This window comes from Candidatus Accumulibacter aalborgensis (assembly GCF_900089955.1).
Taxonomy (GTDB): Bacteria; Pseudomonadota; Gammaproteobacteria; order Burkholderiales; family Rhodocyclaceae; genus Accumulibacter; species Accumulibacter aalborgensis.
In genome coordinates this window covers 40647-59353 of sequence record NZ_FLQX01000094.1, presented here as the reverse complement: position 1 = coordinate 59353, position 18707 = coordinate 40647, and the positions used below count along the sequence as shown (strand labels likewise).

General features: G+C 63.7%; 22 protein-coding genes. 20 read left to right on the top strand and 2 right to left on the bottom strand.

All coding sequences use genetic code 11. The features are described from left to right. From ahbB (ACCAA_RS05750) to ACCAA_RS05685, 14 genes are all read left to right on the top strand, one after another. On the top strand, window positions 1-981 hold the full coding sequence (gene ahbB / locus ACCAA_RS05750) for a siroheme decarboxylase subunit beta (protein ID WP_186406413.1): 981 nt from the start codon (window positions 1-3) through the stop codon (window positions 979-981). Beyond that, on the top strand, window positions 974-1471 hold the full coding sequence (locus tag ACCAA_RS05745) for an Lrp/AsnC family transcriptional regulator (RefSeq protein WP_186406268.1): 498 nt from the start codon (window positions 974-976) through the stop codon (window positions 1469-1471). The genes ahbB (ACCAA_RS05750) and ACCAA_RS05745 overlap by 8 nt, the downstream gene beginning before the upstream one ends. Continuing rightward, window positions 1468-1953, top strand: a complete 486-nt coding sequence (gene ahbB / locus ACCAA_RS05740) for a siroheme decarboxylase subunit beta (protein ID WP_186406267.1) — start codon at window positions 1468-1470, stop codon at window positions 1951-1953. The genes ACCAA_RS05745 and ahbB (ACCAA_RS05740) overlap by 4 nt, the downstream gene beginning before the upstream one ends. A gap of 92 nt (window positions 1954-2045) precedes the next feature. Continuing rightward, on the top strand, window positions 2046-2405 hold the full coding sequence (locus ACCAA_RS05735) for a DUF2782 domain-containing protein (RefSeq protein WP_186406266.1): 360 nt from the start codon (window positions 2046-2048) through the stop codon (window positions 2403-2405). A gap of 52 nt (window positions 2406-2457) precedes the next feature. Next, the gene (locus ACCAA_RS05730) at window positions 2458-3438 is read left to right on the top strand and encodes a homoserine kinase (protein WP_186406265.1); all 981 of its coding nucleotides are present in this window, start codon (window positions 2458-2460) and stop codon (window positions 3436-3438) included. A 65-nt stretch (window positions 3439-3503) separates the two neighbouring features. After that, window positions 3504-4241: a BPSS1780 family membrane protein gene (locus tag ACCAA_RS05725; RefSeq protein ID WP_245754460.1), complete on the top strand. Its 738-nt coding sequence runs from the start codon at window positions 3504-3506 to the stop codon at window positions 4239-4241. Window positions 4242-4271: 30 nt separating this feature from the next. Then, window positions 4272-5048 (top strand): BPSS1780 family membrane protein, encoded by a 777-nt coding sequence (locus ACCAA_RS05720; protein ID WP_186406263.1) that lies wholly within the window; start codon window positions 4272-4274, stop codon window positions 5046-5048. Next, window positions 5041-5730, top strand: coding sequence for a nicotinate-nucleotide adenylyltransferase (nadD, locus tag ACCAA_RS05715; protein WP_186406262.1), 690 nt, complete (start codon window positions 5041-5043; stop codon window positions 5728-5730). Before ACCAA_RS05720 ends, nadD begins: the two co-directional genes overlap by 8 nt. A 10-nt stretch (window positions 5731-5740) precedes the next feature. Then, a complete protein-coding gene (gene rsfS / locus ACCAA_RS05710) occupies window positions 5741-6118 on the top strand; it encodes a ribosome silencing factor (protein WP_186406412.1) in 378 nt (125 codons plus the stop codon). Further along, window positions 6115-6585, top strand: a complete 471-nt coding sequence (gene rlmH, locus ACCAA_RS05705; protein WP_186406261.1) for a 23S rRNA (pseudouridine(1915)-N(3))-methyltransferase RlmH — start codon at window positions 6115-6117, stop codon at window positions 6583-6585. The genes rsfS and rlmH overlap by 4 nt, the downstream gene beginning before the upstream one ends. Further along, window positions 6586-7209 carry a Maf family protein gene (locus ACCAA_RS05700; RefSeq protein ID WP_186406260.1) on the top strand — a complete coding sequence of 208 codons (624 nt, stop codon included), beginning with the start codon at window positions 6586-6588 and terminating at the stop codon, window positions 7207-7209. Between the two features lie 21 nt (window positions 7210-7230). Next, complete coding sequence (locus ACCAA_RS05695) at window positions 7231-7893, top strand: response regulator (protein ID WP_186406259.1); 663 nt, start codon at window positions 7231-7233, stop codon at window positions 7891-7893. Window positions 7894-7913: 20 nt separating this feature from the next. After that, window positions 7914-9269, top strand: coding sequence for an ATP-binding protein (locus ACCAA_RS05690; protein WP_245754459.1), 1356 nt, complete (start codon window positions 7914-7916; stop codon window positions 9267-9269). 58 nt (window positions 9270-9327) lie between these two features. Beyond that, on the top strand, window positions 9328-10122 hold the full coding sequence (locus tag ACCAA_RS05685; RefSeq protein ID WP_186406257.1) for an RpnC/YadD family protein: 795 nt from the start codon (window positions 9328-9330) through the stop codon (window positions 10120-10122). Between the two features lie 85 nt (window positions 10123-10207). Here ACCAA_RS05685 and ubiB read toward each other — a convergent pair whose 3' ends face one another. Next, window positions 10208-11740, bottom strand: a complete 1533-nt coding sequence (ubiB, locus tag ACCAA_RS05680; RefSeq protein ID WP_186406256.1) for a ubiquinone biosynthesis regulatory protein kinase UbiB — start codon at window positions 11738-11740, stop codon at window positions 10208-10210. 148 nt (window positions 11741-11888) lie between these two features. On the opposite strand from ubiB, the gene argS reads away from it, so the two are divergent. The 4 genes from argS to ACCAA_RS05660 all read left to right on the top strand — a co-directional run bounded on the left by argS (window position 11889) and on the right by ACCAA_RS05660 (window position 16185). Continuing rightward, window positions 11889-13655 carry an arginine--tRNA ligase gene (gene argS, locus ACCAA_RS05675; protein ID WP_186406255.1) on the top strand — a complete coding sequence of 589 codons (1767 nt, stop codon included), beginning with the start codon at window positions 11889-11891 and terminating at the stop codon, window positions 13653-13655. Between the two features lie 20 nt (window positions 13656-13675). Next, window positions 13676-14527 (top strand): SPOR domain-containing protein, encoded by an 852-nt coding sequence (locus ACCAA_RS05670; RefSeq protein WP_186406254.1) that lies wholly within the window; start codon window positions 13676-13678, stop codon window positions 14525-14527. Between the two features lie 16 nt (window positions 14528-14543). After that, entirely contained in the window at window positions 14544-15191 is a 648-nt protein-coding gene (locus ACCAA_RS05665; RefSeq protein WP_186406253.1) for a thiol:disulfide interchange protein DsbA/DsbL, read from the top strand. 223 nt (window positions 15192-15414) lie between these two features. After that, on the top strand, window positions 15415-16185 hold the full coding sequence (locus ACCAA_RS05660; RefSeq protein WP_245754458.1) for an SDR family oxidoreductase: 771 nt from the start codon (window positions 15415-15417) through the stop codon (window positions 16183-16185). A gap of 34 nt (window positions 16186-16219) precedes the next feature. Here ACCAA_RS05660 and ACCAA_RS05655 read toward each other — a convergent pair whose 3' ends face one another. After that, window positions 16220-16948, bottom strand: coding sequence for an SDR family NAD(P)-dependent oxidoreductase (locus tag ACCAA_RS05655; protein WP_186406252.1), 729 nt, complete (start codon window positions 16946-16948; stop codon window positions 16220-16222). Between the two features lie 39 nt (window positions 16949-16987). Between ACCAA_RS05655 and ACCAA_RS05650 the strand changes: the two genes are divergently transcribed. Both ACCAA_RS05650 and ubiU read left to right on the top strand, forming a co-directional pair. Beyond that, entirely contained in the window at window positions 16988-17608 is a 621-nt protein-coding gene (locus ACCAA_RS05650; RefSeq protein ID WP_186406251.1) for a helical backbone metal receptor, read from the top strand. Between the two features lie 64 nt (window positions 17609-17672). Then, window positions 17673-18698, top strand: a complete 1026-nt coding sequence (ubiU, locus tag ACCAA_RS05645; protein WP_186406250.1) for a ubiquinone anaerobic biosynthesis protein UbiU — start codon at window positions 17673-17675, stop codon at window positions 18696-18698. Window positions 18699-18707: the final 9 nt, after the last annotated feature.

The window sequence follows — 18707 nt, the reverse complement described above, 5'->3', positions numbered from 1 at the left end:
ATGATTGACGAGGTGCTCGACTTCCGTTTGCTCAACGATTTCCAGCGGGACTTCCCGCTCTGTTCTGCACCCTTTGCCGAGTTGGCGACCCGCCTTGGCGTCGCTGAAAGCGCCGTCTTGCGGGTCCTCGAGGCGCTGCGCCGGGAAGGCAAGGTGGCCCGCGTCGGCGCGGTCTTTGCCCCCAAACGCATTGGCGCCAGCACGCTGGCGGCGATGGCGGTACCGCCGGACAAGCTTGCTGGAGTGGCCGAGGCGGTCAATCGTTTTCCCGAGGTGAACCACAATTACGAGCGCGAGCACCGCTACAACCTGTGGTTCGTCGCCACCGCCGGATCCGAAGGGCGGCTGCAGGCCGCGCTGGGTGCCATCGTTCAGGCGGCCGGCTACCCGCTCCTTCGCTTGCCCCTGCTTCAGGAATACCATATCGACCTGGGATTTTCGCTCGATGGCAAGGGTGAAAAGCCGACGCCCAGCCGCGTGCGCAGGCAGGCTTTCGTTCCGCCGAAGCCCCTCGACGAGTTCGAGCGGCGTCTGGTAATGGCCCTGCAGGAGGGCTTGCCGCTGTTCATTCGTCCGTTTTCGGTGCTCGCCAGTCGGGTCGGCTGCGACGAGAGCGAAGTACTCGGGCGTATCCGTCGCTGGTGTGACGAAGGCATCATCAAGCGCTTCGGGGTGATCGTCAGGCATCACGAACTCGGCTACACGGCCAATGCCATGTTGGTACACGACGTTCCCGATGAAGTCGTCGGTGACATCGGCGAGCGTCTGGCGCGCGAAGCGGGGGTCTCGTTGTGCTATCAGCGACCGCGTGTCGAGCCGGACTGGCCCTACAACCTGTTCTGCATGATCCATGGTCACGCGCGGGCAGAAGTGGGCGCCAGGATTGCCGAGTTGCGAGCCCGCCTGCATTTGGGTGACTACGCCCACGCGATCCTGTTTTCGCTTACCCGTTTCAAGCAAAGTGGCGCTCGTTATGCATGAGACGGCGCGCTTCGACGCCATTGACGCTATTGACACCGTTGATCGCGCGATCATCGACGGCCTGCAGGGTGGTTTTCCGATTTGCGAGCGGCCTTACGCCCAAGTCGCCAGCGGGCTTGGCATCACCGAGGAGCAGTTGCTCGGGCGCCTGCGGCGGCTGCTCGCTACCCGTGTGCTGACCCGTTTTGGTCCGCTGTTCCAGGTCGAGCGGATGGGCGGCGCCTTCGTTCTGGCGGCGATGTGCGTTCCCGAAGCCGGCTGGCAGCGGTCGGTCGAGGTGGTCAACTCGTTTCCGGAGGTGGCCCACAACTACCGGCGCGAGAGTGACCGCAACTGCCGCTTCAACATGTGGTTCGTGCTGGCCACAGAAACCACCGATGGCATCCCGGCCGTCATCCGCAGGATCGAAGAGGCCAGTGGCTTGCCGGTCTTCTCCTTCCCCAAGCTGAGCGAGTACTTCGTTGAAATGAAACTTTCGGTGCGCGCATGAAAGCCGCCGTCGATGCCGTCGATCGCCGTCTGGTGCTGGCGACCCAGAGCGGCCTGCCGCTGGTGTCTCGGCCTTACCACCAGCTTGCCGAGCAACTCGGCATGGCGCCGGAAGAAGTGCTTTCCCGGCTGACCCGCATGCTCGAGAATGGCGTCATTCGCCGCATCGGCGCGGTCCCCAACCACTACGCGATCGGCTACACCGCCAACGGGATGAGCGTCTGGGATGTGCCGGATGCCCGCGTCGATGCACTCGGTGCCAGCGTCGGCGGGCTAGACTTCGTGACTCACTGCTACCACCGGCCGCGTCAGCCCCCGGAGTGGCCGTACAACCTGTTTGCGATGGTGCACGGCAGTTCGCGGGCAGAGGTTTTGGCCAAGGTGGCGGAGATCGCCGGACTCCTTGGCAGCGATTGCCGTTCGTACGATGTTCTGTTTTCGACCCGGATACTCAAGAAGACAGGCCTGCGGATCGGTGGCTGACGAGAATCGCCGGGACGATCAGCTTGGTCAATCTGTACTACAATCCAGACTGATTGCTGATATCCACTGCTTGACTACCCGGGAGCTTCCTCATGCGTTGTACCAAAGTACGCCTCGCACGCTTGGCACTCCTGACACTCCTGGCTCTGCCTGCCGCGCTGGTCCTTGCGCAGAGCCGGACGGACATGCAGCCGCTGCCGGCAGTCCCGCCACCGCCGCCGGAAATGGCTCCCTTCGATGCCGCCCTTGAACCCGAGGTGACGATCAAGAAACGCGAAGGGGATACCGTCGAGGAACACCGGCTCAACGGCAAGCTGTACAAGATCAAGGTGACCCCGGAACACGGTGTCCCCTACTACCTGATCGATCGCCAGGGCGACGGCAACTTCACGCAGGATACGATGGGCACTCCCGATGTCAGTGTCCCGCAATGGGTTATCGGCACCTTCTGAGAACGGCCATCCTGATCAGTTGTGATTCGCCTGCAAGCCGTGTCGGGCTGCCATGTCGGTGTTCACCCAACTGAGCGCCGAGCAGGCGGCAGCCTGGCTCGAGGACTATGCGCTGGGGACACTGGAGACGTTGGAAGGCATTGCCGAAGGGGTGCAAAACTCCAATTTCTTTCTGACCACTACGCTTGGCCACTACGTGCTGACCATTTTCGAGCAGGTGGCGCGCGATGAAGTCCCTCTCTACATTCAACTGATGGCCCATCTGGCTGCCCGTGGCATACCCTGCCCGGAACCCGTCGCCAACCGCCACAATGCGTTCATTACCGACCTCTGCGGCAAACCGGCGGTGATCGTCAGCCGCTTGCCTGGTCGCTCTGAAAGCTCGCCGAACCTGGCGCAATGCGCGGCGATTGGCGCCATGCTGGCCGACTTGCACCGCAGCGCACAGTCGTACCGGGGCGCTCTGGCTCATCAACGCGATACGGCATGGTGTATCGGCGTCGCCGCGCAGATCGAGCCGCACCTGAATACAGACGATGCCGCACTGCTGCGCGACGAGCTGCGCCACCAGCAACAGTTTCGGCCCGACGACCTGCCGCGCGGGGTGATTCACGCCGACCTCTTTCGCGATAACGTGCTGTTTGCGGGTGATCGCGTCAGCGGCTTGCTCGACTTCTATTTTGCCGGTGTCGACGATCTGCTTTTCGATCTGGCCGTGACGGTCAACGACTGGTGCACGACGCCCGCCGGTGCCCGTGACAGCGAGCGCAATCGAGCACTGCTGGCCGCCTACGCTACTCGCCGACCGTTCCTGGACAGCGAACGGCTGGCATGGCCGACGATGTTGCGCGCAGCGGCTTTGCGTTTCTGGCTCTCACGGCTGCACGATCTTCATCTGCCGCGGCCGGGCGACCTCGTTGTCCAACGCGATCCCGACGCCTACCGAACGATCCTCCTGGCTCGCCGCGCGACGGGCGCCAGCCAGGTCGTCACCTGCGCCGCGGGTGGTCAGTCTCTGCTCACCCTCCCTTGAACAGCGGCGTCGTCGCGCAACCTTTCGACCTGGAATTCTTTCTCCCTATGGAACCTATCCCTCCCGTGGAATCCTTCCCTATTCCTGCGCCGCGCTTCAACGGCGCCAGCCGCAGCGTCGAGGCCGGTAACGCTCTCGACTGGCTGCGCCAGGGCTGGGCAATCTTCATCGTCAATCCGGGTGCCTGGATTGCGATGATGGTCATCCTGATCGTCATCTACCTCGCTCTGTCGATCGTCCCCTTGATCGGTCACCTCGCGGCCTTTGTGCTCACTCCACTGCTGGCTGCCGGCATGTTGCTCGCCTGCCAGAAGGTGGCGCATGAGAAAACGCTCGAAATCAGCGACCTTTTCGCCGGCTTCCAGCGCAGTACAGGTGCCCTGGCGACGCTGGGCGTGCTGTACATGCTGGCCATGCTGATCGTCGGCCTGCTGGTCTTTCTGCTCGCCGGCGGCGGTCTGGCGGGTGGTCTGATGATGGCTAACCCGGTCGGCGTCGGCGTCGCCCTGAGCAGTATCTTCATGGCCGGTCTGCTCGGCATGCTGTTGTCTGTGCCGATCGTGATGGCCATCTGGTTTGCCCCGGCGCTGGTCCTGTTCAACCAGATGCCAGCAGTCGACGCCCTCAAGGCCAGCTTCAACGCTTGCCTCAGGAATGTCGTTGTTTTTCTGGTGTACGGTCTGATCAGCATGGTGTTGTGTTTCTTCGCTGCGCTGCCCGCCGGGCTGGGATTCCTGGTCCTTGGACCCGTGCTGGCCGGCTCCGTATATGCTTCCTATCGCGACATTTTCATCGCCGACTGAGCCTCCATCACTACATCACTACATCACGACATGCAAGTACTGACTCTTCCCGCCGCGTGCGGCTGGCGCTGGCTGATCGACGGCTTCCGGATCTTTCGCCGCAATCACCTGATGCTGACCCTCCTGATCATCAGCTACTGGATCTTGATGGCTCTGGTGAATGTCATCCCGCTCATTGGCCCCATCGCCAGCACACTGTGCATCCCCGCTTTTTCCGTCAGCCTGATGAATGCCTGCCGCAACATCGAGTCGGGAGCCCCCCTTGGTGCGCCTCTTCTGTTCTCGGGCTTTCGCAGCAACTTGCGCTCGCTGCTCATCCTGGGTGGAATCTACCTGGCGGCGACCGTCGGCATCCTTGCCGTTTCGGCACTTGCCGATGACGGCGCGCTGATGCAGATGCTGCTCGCCGGCCAGAAGCCGGATGAGGAAGCCCTGGCCAGTGGCAGTCTGCTGCTCGCCACCCAGATCGCACTGTTTCTTCTGTGCCCGCTGATCATGGCCTACTGGTACGCGCCGGTGCTCGCCGGTTGGCACGGATTCTCGCCAGCCAAGGCGCTGTTTTTCAGCTTCGTCGCCTGCGCCCGAAACTGGCGGGCGTTTCTGGTCTACTCCATGGCCATGCTGCTCGTCGCCACCGTGTTGCCGGCACTGTTCGTCGGCCTGCTCGTGGCCCTGCTGCCCGACGGTGCAGCGCTGCTGACGGTCCTGCTCTCCGTGTCGATCATTCTCGTTCTCGCGCCAACGCTGTTTGCGAGTTTCTACGTCAGCTACCGGGATGTTTTCGTCGCTACCGAAAACGATGCCTGATCGATCAGGTGACCGGCCGCTGGGGATTTTTGGCGGCACCTTCGACCCGGTCCATCTCGGCCACCTGCGCCTCGCCGAAGAAGCCGCCGACCAGCTCGACCTGGCCGGCGTGCGCTGGATTCCGGCCGGCCAACCGGCGTTGCGCGGCGCGCCGCAGGTGACTGCACGGCAACGCCTGGCGATGGTCCGCCTGGCGATTGCCAATAACCCGCGCTTTGCCGTTGATGCCGCCGAAGTCGATGCCTCCGAAGTCGAAGGGGCGCGGCCAAGTTACACCGTGCTCACCCTGGAGCGTCTGCGGCGGGCTGATGCGTGTGGTGCGCAACGGTCGCTGGTCGTGCTGCTCGGCGCCGATGCCTTCGCCGGTTTGCCTGGCTGGTACCGCTGGCAGTCGCTGTTCGATCTGGCGCATCTGGCCATCGCCCATCGCCCAGGTTTCCCGATTGACCGTGCTGGCCTGCCGGCCGGGCTGGCGACCTGTTACGATGCGCGCTTCTGCGAGCGTTCGACGACACTGGCCGAGTCGCCGGCGGGACGCATCGTCACTTTTGCCATGACTCCCTTGGCGATCTCGGCGACACAGATTCGTTCCTTGCTCGCCCACGATGGTAGTCCCCGCTATTTGCTGCCTGACGAAGTGATCGCTCACATTCGAAACCACCAACTCTATCTGGAAGACTGACTTGCCAATGATGAAACTCCCGCAACTGGAAAAACTCGTGATCGAAGCACTCGAAGACATCAAGGGTCGTGATATCGAGGTCATCAATACCAGTCGATTGACGCCGCTCTTTGACCGTATGGTCATCGCCTGTGGCGACTCGAATCGTCAGGTCCGCTCGCTGGCCGGCAACGTTCAGGACAGGGTGCGCGCGGCGGGTGGCGGCGTCCTTTCCTGCGAAGGCGAGGAAGTGGGCGAGTGGGTTCTGGTCGACCTGGGCGACATCGTTGTCCACGTCATGCAACCGGCCATCCGCAGCTATTACAACCTCGAAGAACTGTGGGGTGGCAAGGGTCCGCTGCGTGTGCGCCGGGCGGTCGCCGAGGCCGGTAGCATCGGCGACGAATGAAACTGGCCATCCTTGCGGTCGGCCACAAGCCACCCGCATGGGTGACCCAGGGCTGTGCCGAGTACATCAAGCGCATGCCGCGCGAGCTACCGCTGAAGATGGTCGAAGTCAAGCCGGAACCGCGTGGCTCGAAAACCCGCGAACAACTGCTCGCCGCCGAGAAGGCACGCCTGCTGGTGGCGCTGCAAGGCTACGCTCGTGTGGTCGTTCTTGACGAGTGCGGCATCGATCTGTCGACGCTCAAACTGGCCGAGCGTCTCCAAGACTGGATGCGTGCCGGCGGCGCGACGGCTTTCGTCATCGGCGGCGCTGATGGCGTCGACGAGACCTTGAAGCAGCAGGCCGACGAGGCCATCCGCCTGTCCAGCCTGACCCTGCCGCATGCCCTGGCCCGGCTTCTGCTCTGCGAACAGCTTTATCGCGCGGTCAGCATCGTCCGTCACCATCCTTACCATCGCGAGGGCTGAATGTCAGTTGCCCCGCAACCGCCACGCCTGTACCTGGCATCGCGCAGCCCGCGTCGGCGTGAATTGCTGACCCAGATGGGTATCGGCTTCGATACCATCGCCTTCCGGGACTCGCCGCGCGACGACCCCGGGCTTGATGAGACACCGCTCGCCGGAGAGGACCCGGTTGGCTACGTCGAGCGCGTCGCTCGCCACAAGGCGGAGCACGGCTGCCGAATCGTCGCCTGGCGCCGGCTGCCGGCGCAGCCTGTTCTGGCTGCCGACACGACGCTCGATCTGGCCGGCGAACTGATCGGCAAACCCCTCGACGCTGTCGATGCCGAGAGCATCCTGCGCCGTCTTTCCGGCCGCACGCATCGCGTACTTACCGCTGTCGCTGTCGGTTTTGCAGGCCGCGTCGAAATGGCCCTGTCGATCAGCGAAGTGCGTTTTCGCGCTCTCGACGAGGACGAAATCCGTCGCTATGTGGCCAGCGGCGAACCGATGGACAAGGCCGGCGCGTATGGTATCCAGGGCCGCGCCGCGATGTTCGTCGAGCACCTTGCCGGCAGCTACACGGGCGTGATGGGCCTGCCCTTGTGCGAGACGGCGCAGTTGCTCAAGCGCTACGGCTACCACGTGTAGCCGTCTGTAGGGAACAGATCATTGCGCATTTTACTGGTTGAAGACGATTCCCTGCTCGGAGACGGCATTCGTGCCGGTTTGAAGCTGGCCGATTATGCCGTCGACTGGGTGCGCGACGGCGAAGCCGCGCGTCTGGCTCTGCTCGACCACGCGTATCAGGCCTGCGTTCTCGATCTCGGCCTGCCGAAGCGTGATGGCGTGGCGGTCCTCAAGGATTTGCGCCAGCGAGGCAATCACCTGCCGGTGCTGATCCTCACCGCCCGTGACAGTAGCGCCGACAAGATCGCCGGGCTCGACGCCGGGGCCGACGACTACCTGACCAAACCGTTCGACCTCCTTGAACTGCAGGCGCGTCTGCGTGCCCTGATCCGCCGCGCCAGGGGCTCCGCGACACCGACGCTGGAGCATGCCGGCGTGGTGCTCGAACCAGCGACCAAGCGAGTGACGCGCGATGGCAAGCCGGTCACGCTGTCGGCCCGTGAGTATGCCCTGCTGCATGATCTCCTCAGTCACCAGACGCATATCCGGACGCGCAGCCAGCTCGAAGAGAGCTTGTACGCCTGGGGCGAAGAAACGGGCAGCAATACCGTCGAGGTGTACGTCCACCATTTGCGCAGGAAACTCGGCGCCGACTTCATCCGCACCGTTCGCGGCCTGGGCTATCAGCTCGGCGACTCTGCCTGATGGTCAAGGGGTCATCTGGCGTGCAATCGCTACGCTGGCGCCTGCTCAGCACTGTGTGCATCGCCGCGTTGCTGGGTCTCGGCTTGAGCGGCGCGTTGACCTACCGAAAGGCACAGCAGGAAGCAGAAGAGTTGATGGATGGCCATCTGGCGCAAACCGCCAGACTCCTGCTGGCCCTGGTGCGCGACAACGAGAGTCACCTGGCCGACCTGGCTACGCGTCTGGCGACGGTGCGCAGCGACCGGGCGAGTCATTATGACCCGCCGCTCGAGTTCCAGATCAGGCGTGCCGACGGTTCGCTGCTGCTTCGTTCCGAGCATCCTCCCGACACGCCCTTGTCAGCCAGCCCCGGCTACACCGTAATCGAGCACGATGGCCATCGCTGGCGCATGCTCACGCTCACGCTGAACGAGGCATCCGGCGACTATCGGGTGCAGGTGGGGCAGTCGATTCGCCTGCGCGACCGCGCGGCGCTCGAGGTGGCCACTCAGTCGGTCGTCCCGATTGCACTGATGTCTCCGGTCTTGCTGCTGCTCATCTATTACTCGGTGCGGCGCGGGCTGCAACCGCTCGATGACCTCGCCGCCGAGGTCGCTTCGCGTTCGCCGGAAAACCTCAAGCCATTGGCTAGCGGCAACGCGCCGCTCGAAGTGCAGCCGCTGCTGGCAGCGCTCAATCGGCTGATTTTCCGGCTGCGCGGCACGCTGGAAAGCGAACGACGGTTTACCGCCGATGCGGCGCACGAGTTGCGCACGCCGCTGGCCGTCGTCAAGATTCAGGCCCAGGTCGCCCAACTCAGCGGCAATGCCGACGACCGACAGCACGCCCTCGCTCAGATCGTCGCTGGTGCCGATCGCGCCACACGCGTGCTCGAGCAACTGCTGCGCCTGGCGCGCCTGGATCCCCTGGCGCGGCTGCCCAATCCGGGCGAGATCGACCTGACCGCGCTGGCTCGGCAGGCGGTCGCCGATACCGCGCCGACGCGCGAGGCGGGAGTCATTCGGCTGCAAGTCAGTGACTCCCCCTTGCTGGTCAGGGGTGATGGCGAACTCCTGCAGATCGCTCTGCGCAACCTGCTCGACAATGCCGTCCGTTATACGCCACCCGATAGCACGATCACGGTCTTCGCACGCAGGCACGACGGCGCGCTGTCACTAGGGGTCATCGACGACGGTCGCGGCGTTCCGCCGGACGAACTGCCGCGGCTCGTCGAACGTTTCTATCGCGGGTGCGAGCCAAGTGCCGAAGGCAGCGGCCTCGGTCTGGCGATCACCCAAAGGATCGCCGAGCTGCACGAAGCGCGTTTCGAGGTCGAGAACCTGGCAGGCGGCGGCTTCGAGGCGCGCCTGTGCTGGGGCAGGACTTGGGCCGCGTGACACGTATTTCGCTGGCCAGCCCGTTCGAAGGAAATTCCTCGATCAGGAACTGCGCGCAGTGGTGCAGGATGCCGAACTCGGCAAGCGTTTTGTCGATAAGCTGGTCCGCGTTCGCCGTATCTCGGGCGGAGAGGACTGGATTTACATTCACCTCGAAGTGCAGGCAAGCCCACAGGCGGAATTCGGCGAACGGATGTTCGTCTACAACTACCGCCTGTACGACCGCTACCACCGCCCGGTTGCCAGCATGGCGGTACTCGCTGACGAATCTGACGGCTGGCACCCGACATCCTTTGGCTTCGAGGTGCTGGGTTGCGAACATACGCTGAAGTTTCCAACAGCCAAACTCCTGGATTTTGCGGGTCGCGAAAGCGAGTTGCAAACGCAGGCCAATCCCTTTGCCCTGGTGACGCTGGCGCATCTCCTGACCAAAGCGACACGCAAGGACATGGCAGCCCGCTTTGCAGCGAAGTGGAAGCTGATCCAGTTGCTCTACCAACGGGGCTGGGAGAAACAGCGCATCATCGACCTGTTTCTGGTGGTCGACTGGATGATGCGGCTTCCCGAGCATCTTCAACATGAGTTGTGGCAGAATATCGATGTACTTGAGGAGAAAAAAATTCGCTACGTATCGTCAATCGAACGCCCCGGGGTTGAAAAGGGTTTGCAACAAGGCTTGCAACAAGGCGAAGCCTTGGCACTGCAGCGTCTGTTTGCCAAGCGCTTTGGCGCCATTTCGTCCGAGATCACCGCCCGCGTTGCGGCAGCGCCGCTCGAAGAGATAGAGCGCTGGTTCGACCAGGCCATCGAAGCGACGCAACTCGACGACGTCTTCGGGCCGACCGCTCACTGAAAGCAGGCGTTTTGCACCTGAAGGCAATCCTGAACCGCATCCAGGATTGCCTTTTCCGGGCGCACCATTCTACGGCGCCCCGTGTTCAGAGATACTGACTGACCAGTAGCGCCGCCAGGAGGGCGGCGATCAGGGCGAGCAAGCGCCCTTGCTGGCGCTGAGTGCGTGCCAGTTCGGCGAGCAGCGGCGCCAGATCCGGCCCCTTGGTTTGTGCCAGAGCCTGGTGCACCAGGCGGGGCAACTGCGGTAGCGTGCGTGCCCAGTACGGCGCTTCCTGCAGGACGCCCAAGCGGAAAGCGTGCCGGCCGACCTGCTCACTCATCCAACGTTCCAGGAAGGGCTTGGCGGTCGTCCACAGGTCGAGATTGGGGTCGAGCTGGCGGCCCAGGCCTTCGATGTTGAGCAGCGTTTTCTGCAGCATTACCAGTTGCGGCTGAATCTCTACGTTGAAGCGGCGCGAGGTCTGGAAGAGGCGCAGGAGAACACGACCGAACGAGATTTCGTGCAGTGGCCGGTCGAAGATCGGTTCGCAGACGGCGCGAATCGCGGCCTCGAATTCATCGGCACGCGTATTGGCCGGCGCCCAGCCCGCTTCGATGTGCGCCGTCGCGACGCGCTTGTAGTCGCGCTGGAAGAAGGCAAGAAAGTTCTGCGCCAGGTAGTTCTTGTCGGCGTCGGTCAGCGTCCCGACGATGCCGAAATCGAGCGCAATATAGCTGCCATGGTGGGCCGCATCGGTGGCGATGAAGATGTTGCCGGGGTGCATGTCGGCATGGAAGAAGCCGTCGCGGAAGACTTGCGTAAAGAAGATCTCGACGCCGGCGCGGGACAGTGCCGGCAGGTCGATACCGGCGGCCAGTAGCGCCTCGGTCTGACCGATCGGGATGCCGCGCATGCGCTCCATGACCATCACCGTCGTCGTGCATTGATCCCAGTACACCTCGGGAACCTGCAGCAACCGCGAGCTGCTGAAGTTGCGCCGCAACTGCGAGCAGTTGGCCGCTTCGCGCATCAGATCAAGTTCGTCGTAGAGGTACTTGGCGAACTCGCCGACCACTTCGCGTGGTTTCAGCCGTTTGCCATCCGACCACACCTTCTCAAGCAGACCGGCCAGCGTATCGAGCAGCGCCAGATCATTGGCGATGACGCTGTGCATGTCAGGACGCAGGATCTTGACCGCCACTTCGTGGCCGCCATCCTCCGGGCGCAGGCGGGCAAAGTGCACCTGGGCAATCGACGCACTGGCCACCGGCGTCGCGTCGAACTCGGCAAACACCTCGCTGGCCGGTCGACCATAGGCCTTGGCGATCTGTGCCAGCGCAAGTGCGGACGAGAACGGTGGCACACGATCCTGCAACTTGGCAAGTTCGTCGGCGATGTCGGTGCGCAACAAGTCGCGACGGGTGGACAGCACCTGGCCAAACTTGACGAAGATCGGCCCTAGCGATTCCAGTGCCTGGCGCAGACGAACTGCCGGCGGCGTGTTGAAGCGTCGCCAGAAGTGCAGGCCGCGCGCCAGGGCCGCCAAACGGCCACTGGGCTCGTTTTCGAGGATCATCTCGTCGAGGCCGTAGCGGTTGGCGATACTCAGGATTTTGGCGAGGCGGAAGAGTCGCACGGCTGGCGCTAACGTTCTGGTCGGGTTCTGGTCGGCAAAGAAGCGAGTTTACACAGAAACCGGCTTGGCCGTGCCGTCGTTCGCCCGGTCCAGCGTCGCACATCGTATAATCAGCGGCTTGACCCCATCCTCCCGTCGAAGCAGCCTGATGAATCACGCCCTGAAGTCCCATCTCGCCGACCTGATGCGCGCTGCGCTCCTGAGTGTCGCCCCGGCCGAGGCCGACACTACGATCCATATCGAGCGGCCGAAGCAGGCCTCACACGGTGATTTTTCGTGCAATCTGGCGTTGCAACTGGCGCGATCGATGAAGCGCAATCCTCGGCAACTGGCGGAACTGCTGCTCTCGGAGCTGCCGTACTCGGCGTTGGTCAGCAAGGCCGAGATCGCTGGTGCCGGTTTCATCAATTTCCACCTGCCGCCGGCCGCGAAGTTCGAAGTGGTGCGCGACATCCTCGACCAGGTCGATGGCTTCGGCTGTTCGACCAGCGGCGGCCAGCGAAAGGTGCTGGTCGAGTTCGTTTCGGCCAACCCGACCGGGCCGCTGCACGTCGGTCATGGTCGGGGTGTGGCTTATGGCGGCAGCCTCTGCAAGCTGCTCGCCTTTGCCGGCTGGGAGGTGACCAGCGAATACTACGTCAACGACGCCGGCCGTCAGATGGATATCCTCGCCGCGTCGACCTGGCTGCGGTATCTGGAGTTGTCCAGTGGCCAGGGTGCGCCTTTCCCGCCGAACGCCTATCAGGGCGAATACGTGCGCGACATGGCGAGACAGATGCTGGCAGCGCATGGCGACCGCTACCGGCGTTCGGCGGCCGATATTCTCGACGGCACGCCGGGCTTGCCCGAGCCTGAGCGTAGCGATGCAGAAGCGGCGCAACAGCGTGAAACACAGCTCGATGCGCTGATCGGCAACGCCAAGCGCCTGCTCGGCGAGGATTGGCACTATGTGCATGACTTCGTTCTCACCGAGCAATTGGCCGACTGTCGCAACGATCTCGAAGAGTCCGGCGTCCATTTCGACGTCTGGTTTTCCGAACAATCGCTGTTCGCCACAGGTCTGGTGGCTCGTTGCGTCGACCAACTGGAGAAGGGCGGTCATCTCTACCGGCAGGATGGTGCGCGCTGGTTCAGGTCGACGGCTTTCGGCGACGAGAAGGATCGCGTCGTCCAGCGCGACAACGGCATCTACACCTACTTCGCCTCCGACATCGCCTACCACCTCAACAAGTACGAGCGTGGTTTCCAGCGCATCATCAACGTCTGGGGTGCCGACCATCACGGCTACATTGCCCGCGTCAAGGGCGCCGTCAGCGCACTCGGGCTTGATGCCAGTCTGCTGGAGGTAGCGCTGGTGCAGTTTGCCGTGCTCTATCGCTCGGGCTGGAAGGCGTCGATGTCTACCCGTTCGGGTGACTTCGTGACGCTGCGCACCTTGCGCGATGAAGTCGGCAACGACGCCTGCCGTTTCTTCTATGTCCTGCGCAAATCGGACCAGCACCTCGATTTCGACCTCGATCTGGCCAAGAGCCAGTCGAACGATAACCCGGTCTACTACAGCCAGTACGCGCACGCCCGTGTCTGCAAGGTGCTGGCACTGTGGGGGGGCGAACAGGACACGCTGGTCGCCGCTGACCTCGCTCGGCTCGACAGTCCGCGAGACCTCGCGCTGGCGGCCAGGCTGGGCGAGTTCCCGGAGGTCGTCGAAACGGCCGCGGCTGACTTGGCGCCACACCTGATCGCTTTTTATCTCAGGGACCTGGCGGCCGAATTTCACAGCTACTACCATGCCCAACGCATCCTGGTCGACGACCCCGGGCAACGGCTGGCGCGCGTGGCGCTGGCCGCTGCCGTCAGGCAGGTGATTCGTAACGGGATGGCGATTCTGGGCGTTAGTTGCCCGGTATCCATGTAAGCGAAGGACAGAGGATTTCCATGAGTGTTGACCTCAAACCCCGCAGGACGCCACCCGCCAAGAAGGCGGGTGGCGGCACCCTGTTCGGCTTGTTCATTGGTCTGGTCATCGGCATGCTCGTCGTCGCGGGTGTGGTCTGGTATCTCAACAAGGCGCCGCTTCCGTTCACAACCACCGGCCAGCAACCCAGACTACCGCCACCCACCGCGGGCAAGGGGTCGCCATCGACCACCCCCGAGGTGCCGCCGCTCGCCTCGGCACCGGCGGCGCTACCGGGCAAGCCCGGCGATCCTGTCGCCACGGAGAAGCCGCGCTTCGACTTCTACAAGATCCTGCCCGGCAAAGCTGAGGCGATTCCTGACCCCAAGCCTGAGGATCCCAGGGCCGCCGATGCCAAACTCGCGCTCAGCAAGCCTGCCGAGATCAAGCCCATCGAGTCGAGACCCATCGAGATCAAGCCCATCGAGTCGAAACCCATCGAGGTCAAGCCCAGCGAGGTCAAGCCCAGCGAGGCAAAGTCGGCGGAAGCCAAGGCCGCGGAAGGCAAGCCCGCGGCGACCAAAGCGGCCGACGGCAAAGCGGCCGAGGGCAAGCAGGCAGATAGCAGCAGAGGCAAGGCCGAAAAGGATGCCACGCTCAAGGAGCCGATCTACTTGCAGGCAGGCTCGTTCCAGAGTGCCGGTGAGGCTGACAACCAGAAAGCAAGACTGGCGTTAATGGGGGCTGAGGCGCGGATTCAGCAGGTGATGTTGCAGGACAAGGTGTGGTATCGCGTTCGCCTGGGCCCGTACAACAAGATGGACGAAGTGAATCACTTGCGCGGCGATCTGGCCAGGCAGGGAATCGACGCCAACGTGGTCAAGAAGGACTGACATGAGGAGAATACCGATGTATCGACGTATCACAGGCTGCTTGGTGGCGATTACGCTGGCGCTGCTGGCGGTCGCTCTGCCCGCACGGGCTGAACTGGTGTCTGGTCGCGACTATGTGCCGATCGTCCCGGCCCAGTTGACCGATAATCCGGCCAAGTTGGAAGTGCTGGAGTTTTTCTCGTACGGCTGTCCGCACTGCAGCGAATTCCACCCAACGGTCAGCAAGTGGTCCGCCGCACTGCCAGGCGACGTGGTCTTCAAGCGGGTGCCGATTTCTTTTGGCCGCCCGCAGTGGGCAAGTCTGGCCAGGCTTTACTATGCCCTGGAAGCCACCGGCGACCTGACGAGGCTCGATGGTGCCGTGTTCATCGCGCTGCATAAGGATGGCATCAGACTCTACGACGACAAGAGCATCATCGAATGGGTGAGCGCGCAAGGGGTCGATGGCAAGAAATTTACCGATGCCTACAACTCCTTCGGCGTGGTCAGCAAGGCCAGGCGTGGCGACCAGATGGCGCAGGCCTACCGCATTCAGGGCGTGCCGGCACTGGCCATCGATGGCAAGTACCTGGTGACCGGCAAGGAGACCAAGGGTTTTTCCGAGCTGACCGCGATCGCCGACCAGGTGATCAACAAGGCGCGTAGCGAGCACAGCAAGAAGTGACGGCGACCGGGGGGCCTGCGGCGCGACGCGACCGCGCCGTTCGCCAGCAGGGCGGGGTCGGGCGAGGTCGGGCGCAGCCGTAGTCCTCAGTGACGTGCTTGCATTTCTGGGTCCCCGCCTTCGCGGGGACGACGGTTAGCACTTCTACTACTTTCAGTTGGGCTGATTGGTAGCCTTCAGCGCCGCGCCTGACCCGTCGCTTGCGAAGCTCAAGGAGCCGCCGGTGCTCAAGCTTTTCATCACCGGTGCCTCATCCGGTATCGGTTGGGCGCTGGCCGAGCACTACGCAGCACGCGGCGCACTGCTCGGCCTCTGCGCGCGGCGGGCCGAGCCTTTGCACGGACTGTCCGCGCGTTGGCCAGGACAAGTCAGTGGCTACCCGCTCGATGTGACCGACGCGGCCGCCTTGCACGCTGCCAGCGAGGACTTCATGGCGCGGATTGGCGTTCCCGACATCATAATCGCCAATGCCGGCGTTTCGGTGGGCACGCTCACTGAATGTGCCGAGGATCTCGACGCCATCCGTCGCGTCATGGAAGTCAACTACTTTGGTACGGTGGCCACTTTCGCACCCTTCATCGGCGCCATGCGCAGTGCCGGTCGCGGTCGGCTGGTCGGGATCGCCTCGCTGGCCGGCGTCCGCGGCTTGCCGGGCGCAGGGGCATACAGTGCTTCCAAGGCTGCCATGATCAGCTATCTCGAGAGCCTGCGTCTCGAAATGCACGACTCGGGAGTGAAGGTAGTCACCCTCTGTCCCGGCTATATCAGCACCCCGATGACCGCGGCCAACCCCTTCCCGATGCCTTTCCTGATGCCGGCCGACGAAGCGGCGCGGCGCTTTGCGCGGGTGATTGCGCGCGGCAGCAGCTACACCGTCGTTCCCTGGCAAATGGCCATCATCGGCAAGTTGCTGCGCCTGCTGCCCAATGCGCTCTACGATCGCTTGTTTGCCGGTGCGCCGCGCAAGCCACGGCGTACCCTTGCCGAGCTGTAGGTTGGGGTGACGCAGGAACCCCAACGCAAGATGGTTACCAGTCGATCGCTTTGCCGTCGCGAAAAAAGCCGCCACTGGGGCCGTCTTCCGGCAGCAGGGCCGCCCAGACGATTCCCCGTGCACCCTCGTCGGCGCTGCGCGTGGCGTCCTGGCCACCCATCCCGGTGCGGCACCAGCCGGGGCAGACCGAGTTTATCTTGATGGCGCTCCCTTCGAGTTCCTTGGCGGTGAGTCGCGTCAGCGCGTTGAGGGCGGCTTTCGACATCCGGTAGCCGGGCCAGAAACCGCCCATTTCGGCCAGTTGTCCCATGCTTGAAGAGACATTGACGATTCTGCCCCAGCCATGGTCGCGCATCAGCGGGACCACTGCCTGAATCAGGCGCAGCGGTGCCAGCGCGTTGCAGGCATGGGTGGCGGCGACCAGTTCGGGATCAACGGCGAAAACGCTGGCCCCGTCGGGGGGGACGGCAAAACCCTTCGGTTCGAGCAGGACGCCGGCGTTATTGACCAGGATGTCGGCCCGGCCGAACTCGCGGCGAAGGCGAGCGGCCAGCGCGGCAACGGCGCCGGCATCGGTGACGTCGGCTACGTGCGGCAGGACTTCATGGCCGGAAGCCCGCAGCGCCTGGGCGGCGTTTTCGATCGTGTCGCCGTCGCGCCCGACCATCAGCACCTGGCAGCCGGCGGCCGCGAGATCGCGTGCCACCGCCAGGCCGAGGCCCCGAGCGGCGCCAGTCACGACGGCAAGTTTCTGCGCTAGCATCTCTCTCTCCTGTTCTATGTCGATACTGGAGGCCGCATCATGCAATGGTCTGACGCGCTCGGCAAGCCTCATGGCCGCTATGCCGGCAAACCGCGGGTAGTCTCGCTGGTTCCCAGTATCACCGAACTGCTGCTCAGCCTCGGGCTGGCCGAGGTGGTGGTCGGCCGCACCGGCTTCTGCATCCATCCGCGGCAGTTGGTTCGGCGGATACCGAAGCTCGGCGGCACCAAGGGCTTCGCTTTCGAGCGTGAATGGGCGGCAGTGAGTGCCTGGGTCGCCGATGTGCCGCGGCAGAAGGTGTTGTATCTCATCTGGCGCGAGCCCTGGCTCAGCGTCGCCCGTGACACCTACATCTCGCGCATGCTGGCTGCCGTCGGCTGGGACACGCTGCCTGTTGACAGCCTCGTCCGCTACCCGGAGGTCGATCTGTCGGTGCTGCTACGCGAAGTCGATGTCGTCCTCCTTTCCAGCGAGCCGTATACGTTTCGTGAACGACACTTGCGTGAACTGTGCCGGCGGCAACTGGCCGGCGAACTGCCACCAGCACCCAGTGCTCTGATCGATGGCGAAATGGTCTCCTGGTACGGCACGCGGGCAATTGCCGGCCTGGCGTATCTGCGTACGTTGCGCACCGAGCTTGGCAAATCAGCGGGAAATTGACCGGCATCAAGTGCCGGCCGCCACGGCTGACTATACTGGCCCGCTTCGCTCGACGAGGATTCACATGCCACGCCCCAAAGCACCACAACTCGTCCCACAACTCGTCTGTCCCGCCGGCAGCCTGCCGGCGCTCAAGGCGGCGGTCGACCATGGCGCCGACGCGGTCTATCTCGGCTACCGCAACGAGACCAACGCGCGCAATTTCGCCGGCCTGAATTTCGATCAGAAAGCGATGGTCGAGGGAATCCGCTATGCCCAGTCGCGGCACCGCCAGGTGTTGATGGCGATCAACACCTTCGCGCAACCCGGGCGCGCTGCCGACTGGCAGCGCGCCGTCGATGGCGCGGCTGATCTCGGCGTCGATGCGGTGATCCTGGCCGACATCGGCCTGCTCGACTACGCCAGCCAGCGCCATCCCGCCCTGCGTCTGCATCTCTCGGTACAGGGCTCGGCGACGAGCTATGAAGCGGTCAATTTTGCCCACCGCGAGTTCGGCGTCCGCCGTGCGGTGCTGCCGCGCGTGCTGACGCTGGCGCAGGTCGAGACGGTGATCAGGAATACACCTGTGGAGATCGAGGTATTCGGATTCGGCAGCCTGTGCGTGATGAACGAAGGCCGTTGCTGGCTGTCGTCGTACGCTACCGGCGAATCACCGAACACCGTCGGCGCGTGTTCGCCGGCCAGATTCGTGCAGTGGGAAAGATCGCCCGGACAGATGACGACGCGGCTGAATGGCATCCTGATCGACAGTTTCGGCGACGACGAACCGGCCGGCTACCCGACGCTGTGCAAGGGACGCTTCGCGGTCGACGGCGAGACCTACTACGCGCTTGAAGAACCCACCAGTCTCAACGTCCTCGAAATCCTGCCGGCGATCGCCGCCATTGGTGTCGTGGCCATCAAGGTCGAGGGGCGCCAGCGCAGCCCGACTTATGTCGCCCAGGTCACCCGCACCCTGCGCGCGGCGCTCGACGAACTCGGCCGGGACGGCGAGCGTTTCCACGTCAAGCCGGCCTGGCAGGCCGAGCTGGCCAGGGTTGCCGAGGGCAGCCAGGTGACGCTCGGTGCCTACAACCGCCCGTGGCGCTAGGTGAGCTGA

Bases quoted from the DNA above. Each gene is read 5' to 3' on its own strand.
- ahbB (WP_186406413.1), top strand. From the start codon at position 1: ATGATTGACGAGGTGCTCGACTTCCGTTTGCTCAACGATTTCCAGCGG.
- ACCAA_RS05745 (WP_186406268.1), top strand. From the start codon at position 974: ATGCATGAGACGGCGCGCTTCGACGCCATTGACGCTATTGACACCGTT.
- ahbB (WP_186406267.1), top strand. From the start codon at position 1,468: ATGAAAGCCGCCGTCGATGCCGTCGATCGCCGTCTGGTGCTGGCGACC.
- ACCAA_RS05735 (WP_186406266.1), top strand. From the start codon at position 2,046: ATGCGTTGTACCAAAGTACGCCTCGCACGCTTGGCACTCCTGACACTC.
- ACCAA_RS05730 (WP_186406265.1), top strand. From the start codon at position 2,458: ATGTCGGTGTTCACCCAACTGAGCGCCGAGCAGGCGGCAGCCTGGCTC.
- ACCAA_RS05720 (WP_186406263.1), top strand. From the start codon at position 4,272: ATGCAAGTACTGACTCTTCCCGCCGCGTGCGGCTGGCGCTGGCTGATC.
- nadD (WP_186406262.1), top strand. From the start codon at position 5,041: ATGCCTGATCGATCAGGTGACCGGCCGCTGGGGATTTTTGGCGGCACC.
- rsfS (WP_186406412.1), top strand. From the start codon at position 5,741: ATGAAACTCCCGCAACTGGAAAAACTCGTGATCGAAGCACTCGAAGAC.
- rlmH (WP_186406261.1), top strand. From the start codon at position 6,115: ATGAAACTGGCCATCCTTGCGGTCGGCCACAAGCCACCCGCATGGGTG.
- ACCAA_RS05700 (WP_186406260.1), top strand. From the start codon at position 6,586: ATGTCAGTTGCCCCGCAACCGCCACGCCTGTACCTGGCATCGCGCAGC.
- argS (WP_186406255.1), top strand. From the start codon at position 11,889: ATGAATCACGCCCTGAAGTCCCATCTCGCCGACCTGATGCGCGCTGCG.
- ACCAA_RS05670 (WP_186406254.1), top strand. From the start codon at position 13,676: ATGAGTGTTGACCTCAAACCCCGCAGGACGCCACCCGCCAAGAAGGCG.
- ACCAA_RS05665 (WP_186406253.1), top strand. From the start codon at position 14,544: ATGTATCGACGTATCACAGGCTGCTTGGTGGCGATTACGCTGGCGCTG.
- ACCAA_RS05655 (WP_186406252.1), bottom strand. From the start codon at position 16,948: ATGCTAGCGCAGAAACTTGCCGTCGTGACTGGCGCCGCTCGGGGCCTC.
- ACCAA_RS05650 (WP_186406251.1), top strand. From the start codon at position 16,988: ATGCAATGGTCTGACGCGCTCGGCAAGCCTCATGGCCGCTATGCCGGC.
- ubiU (WP_186406250.1), top strand. From the start codon at position 17,673: ATGCCACGCCCCAAAGCACCACAACTCGTCCCACAACTCGTCTGTCCC.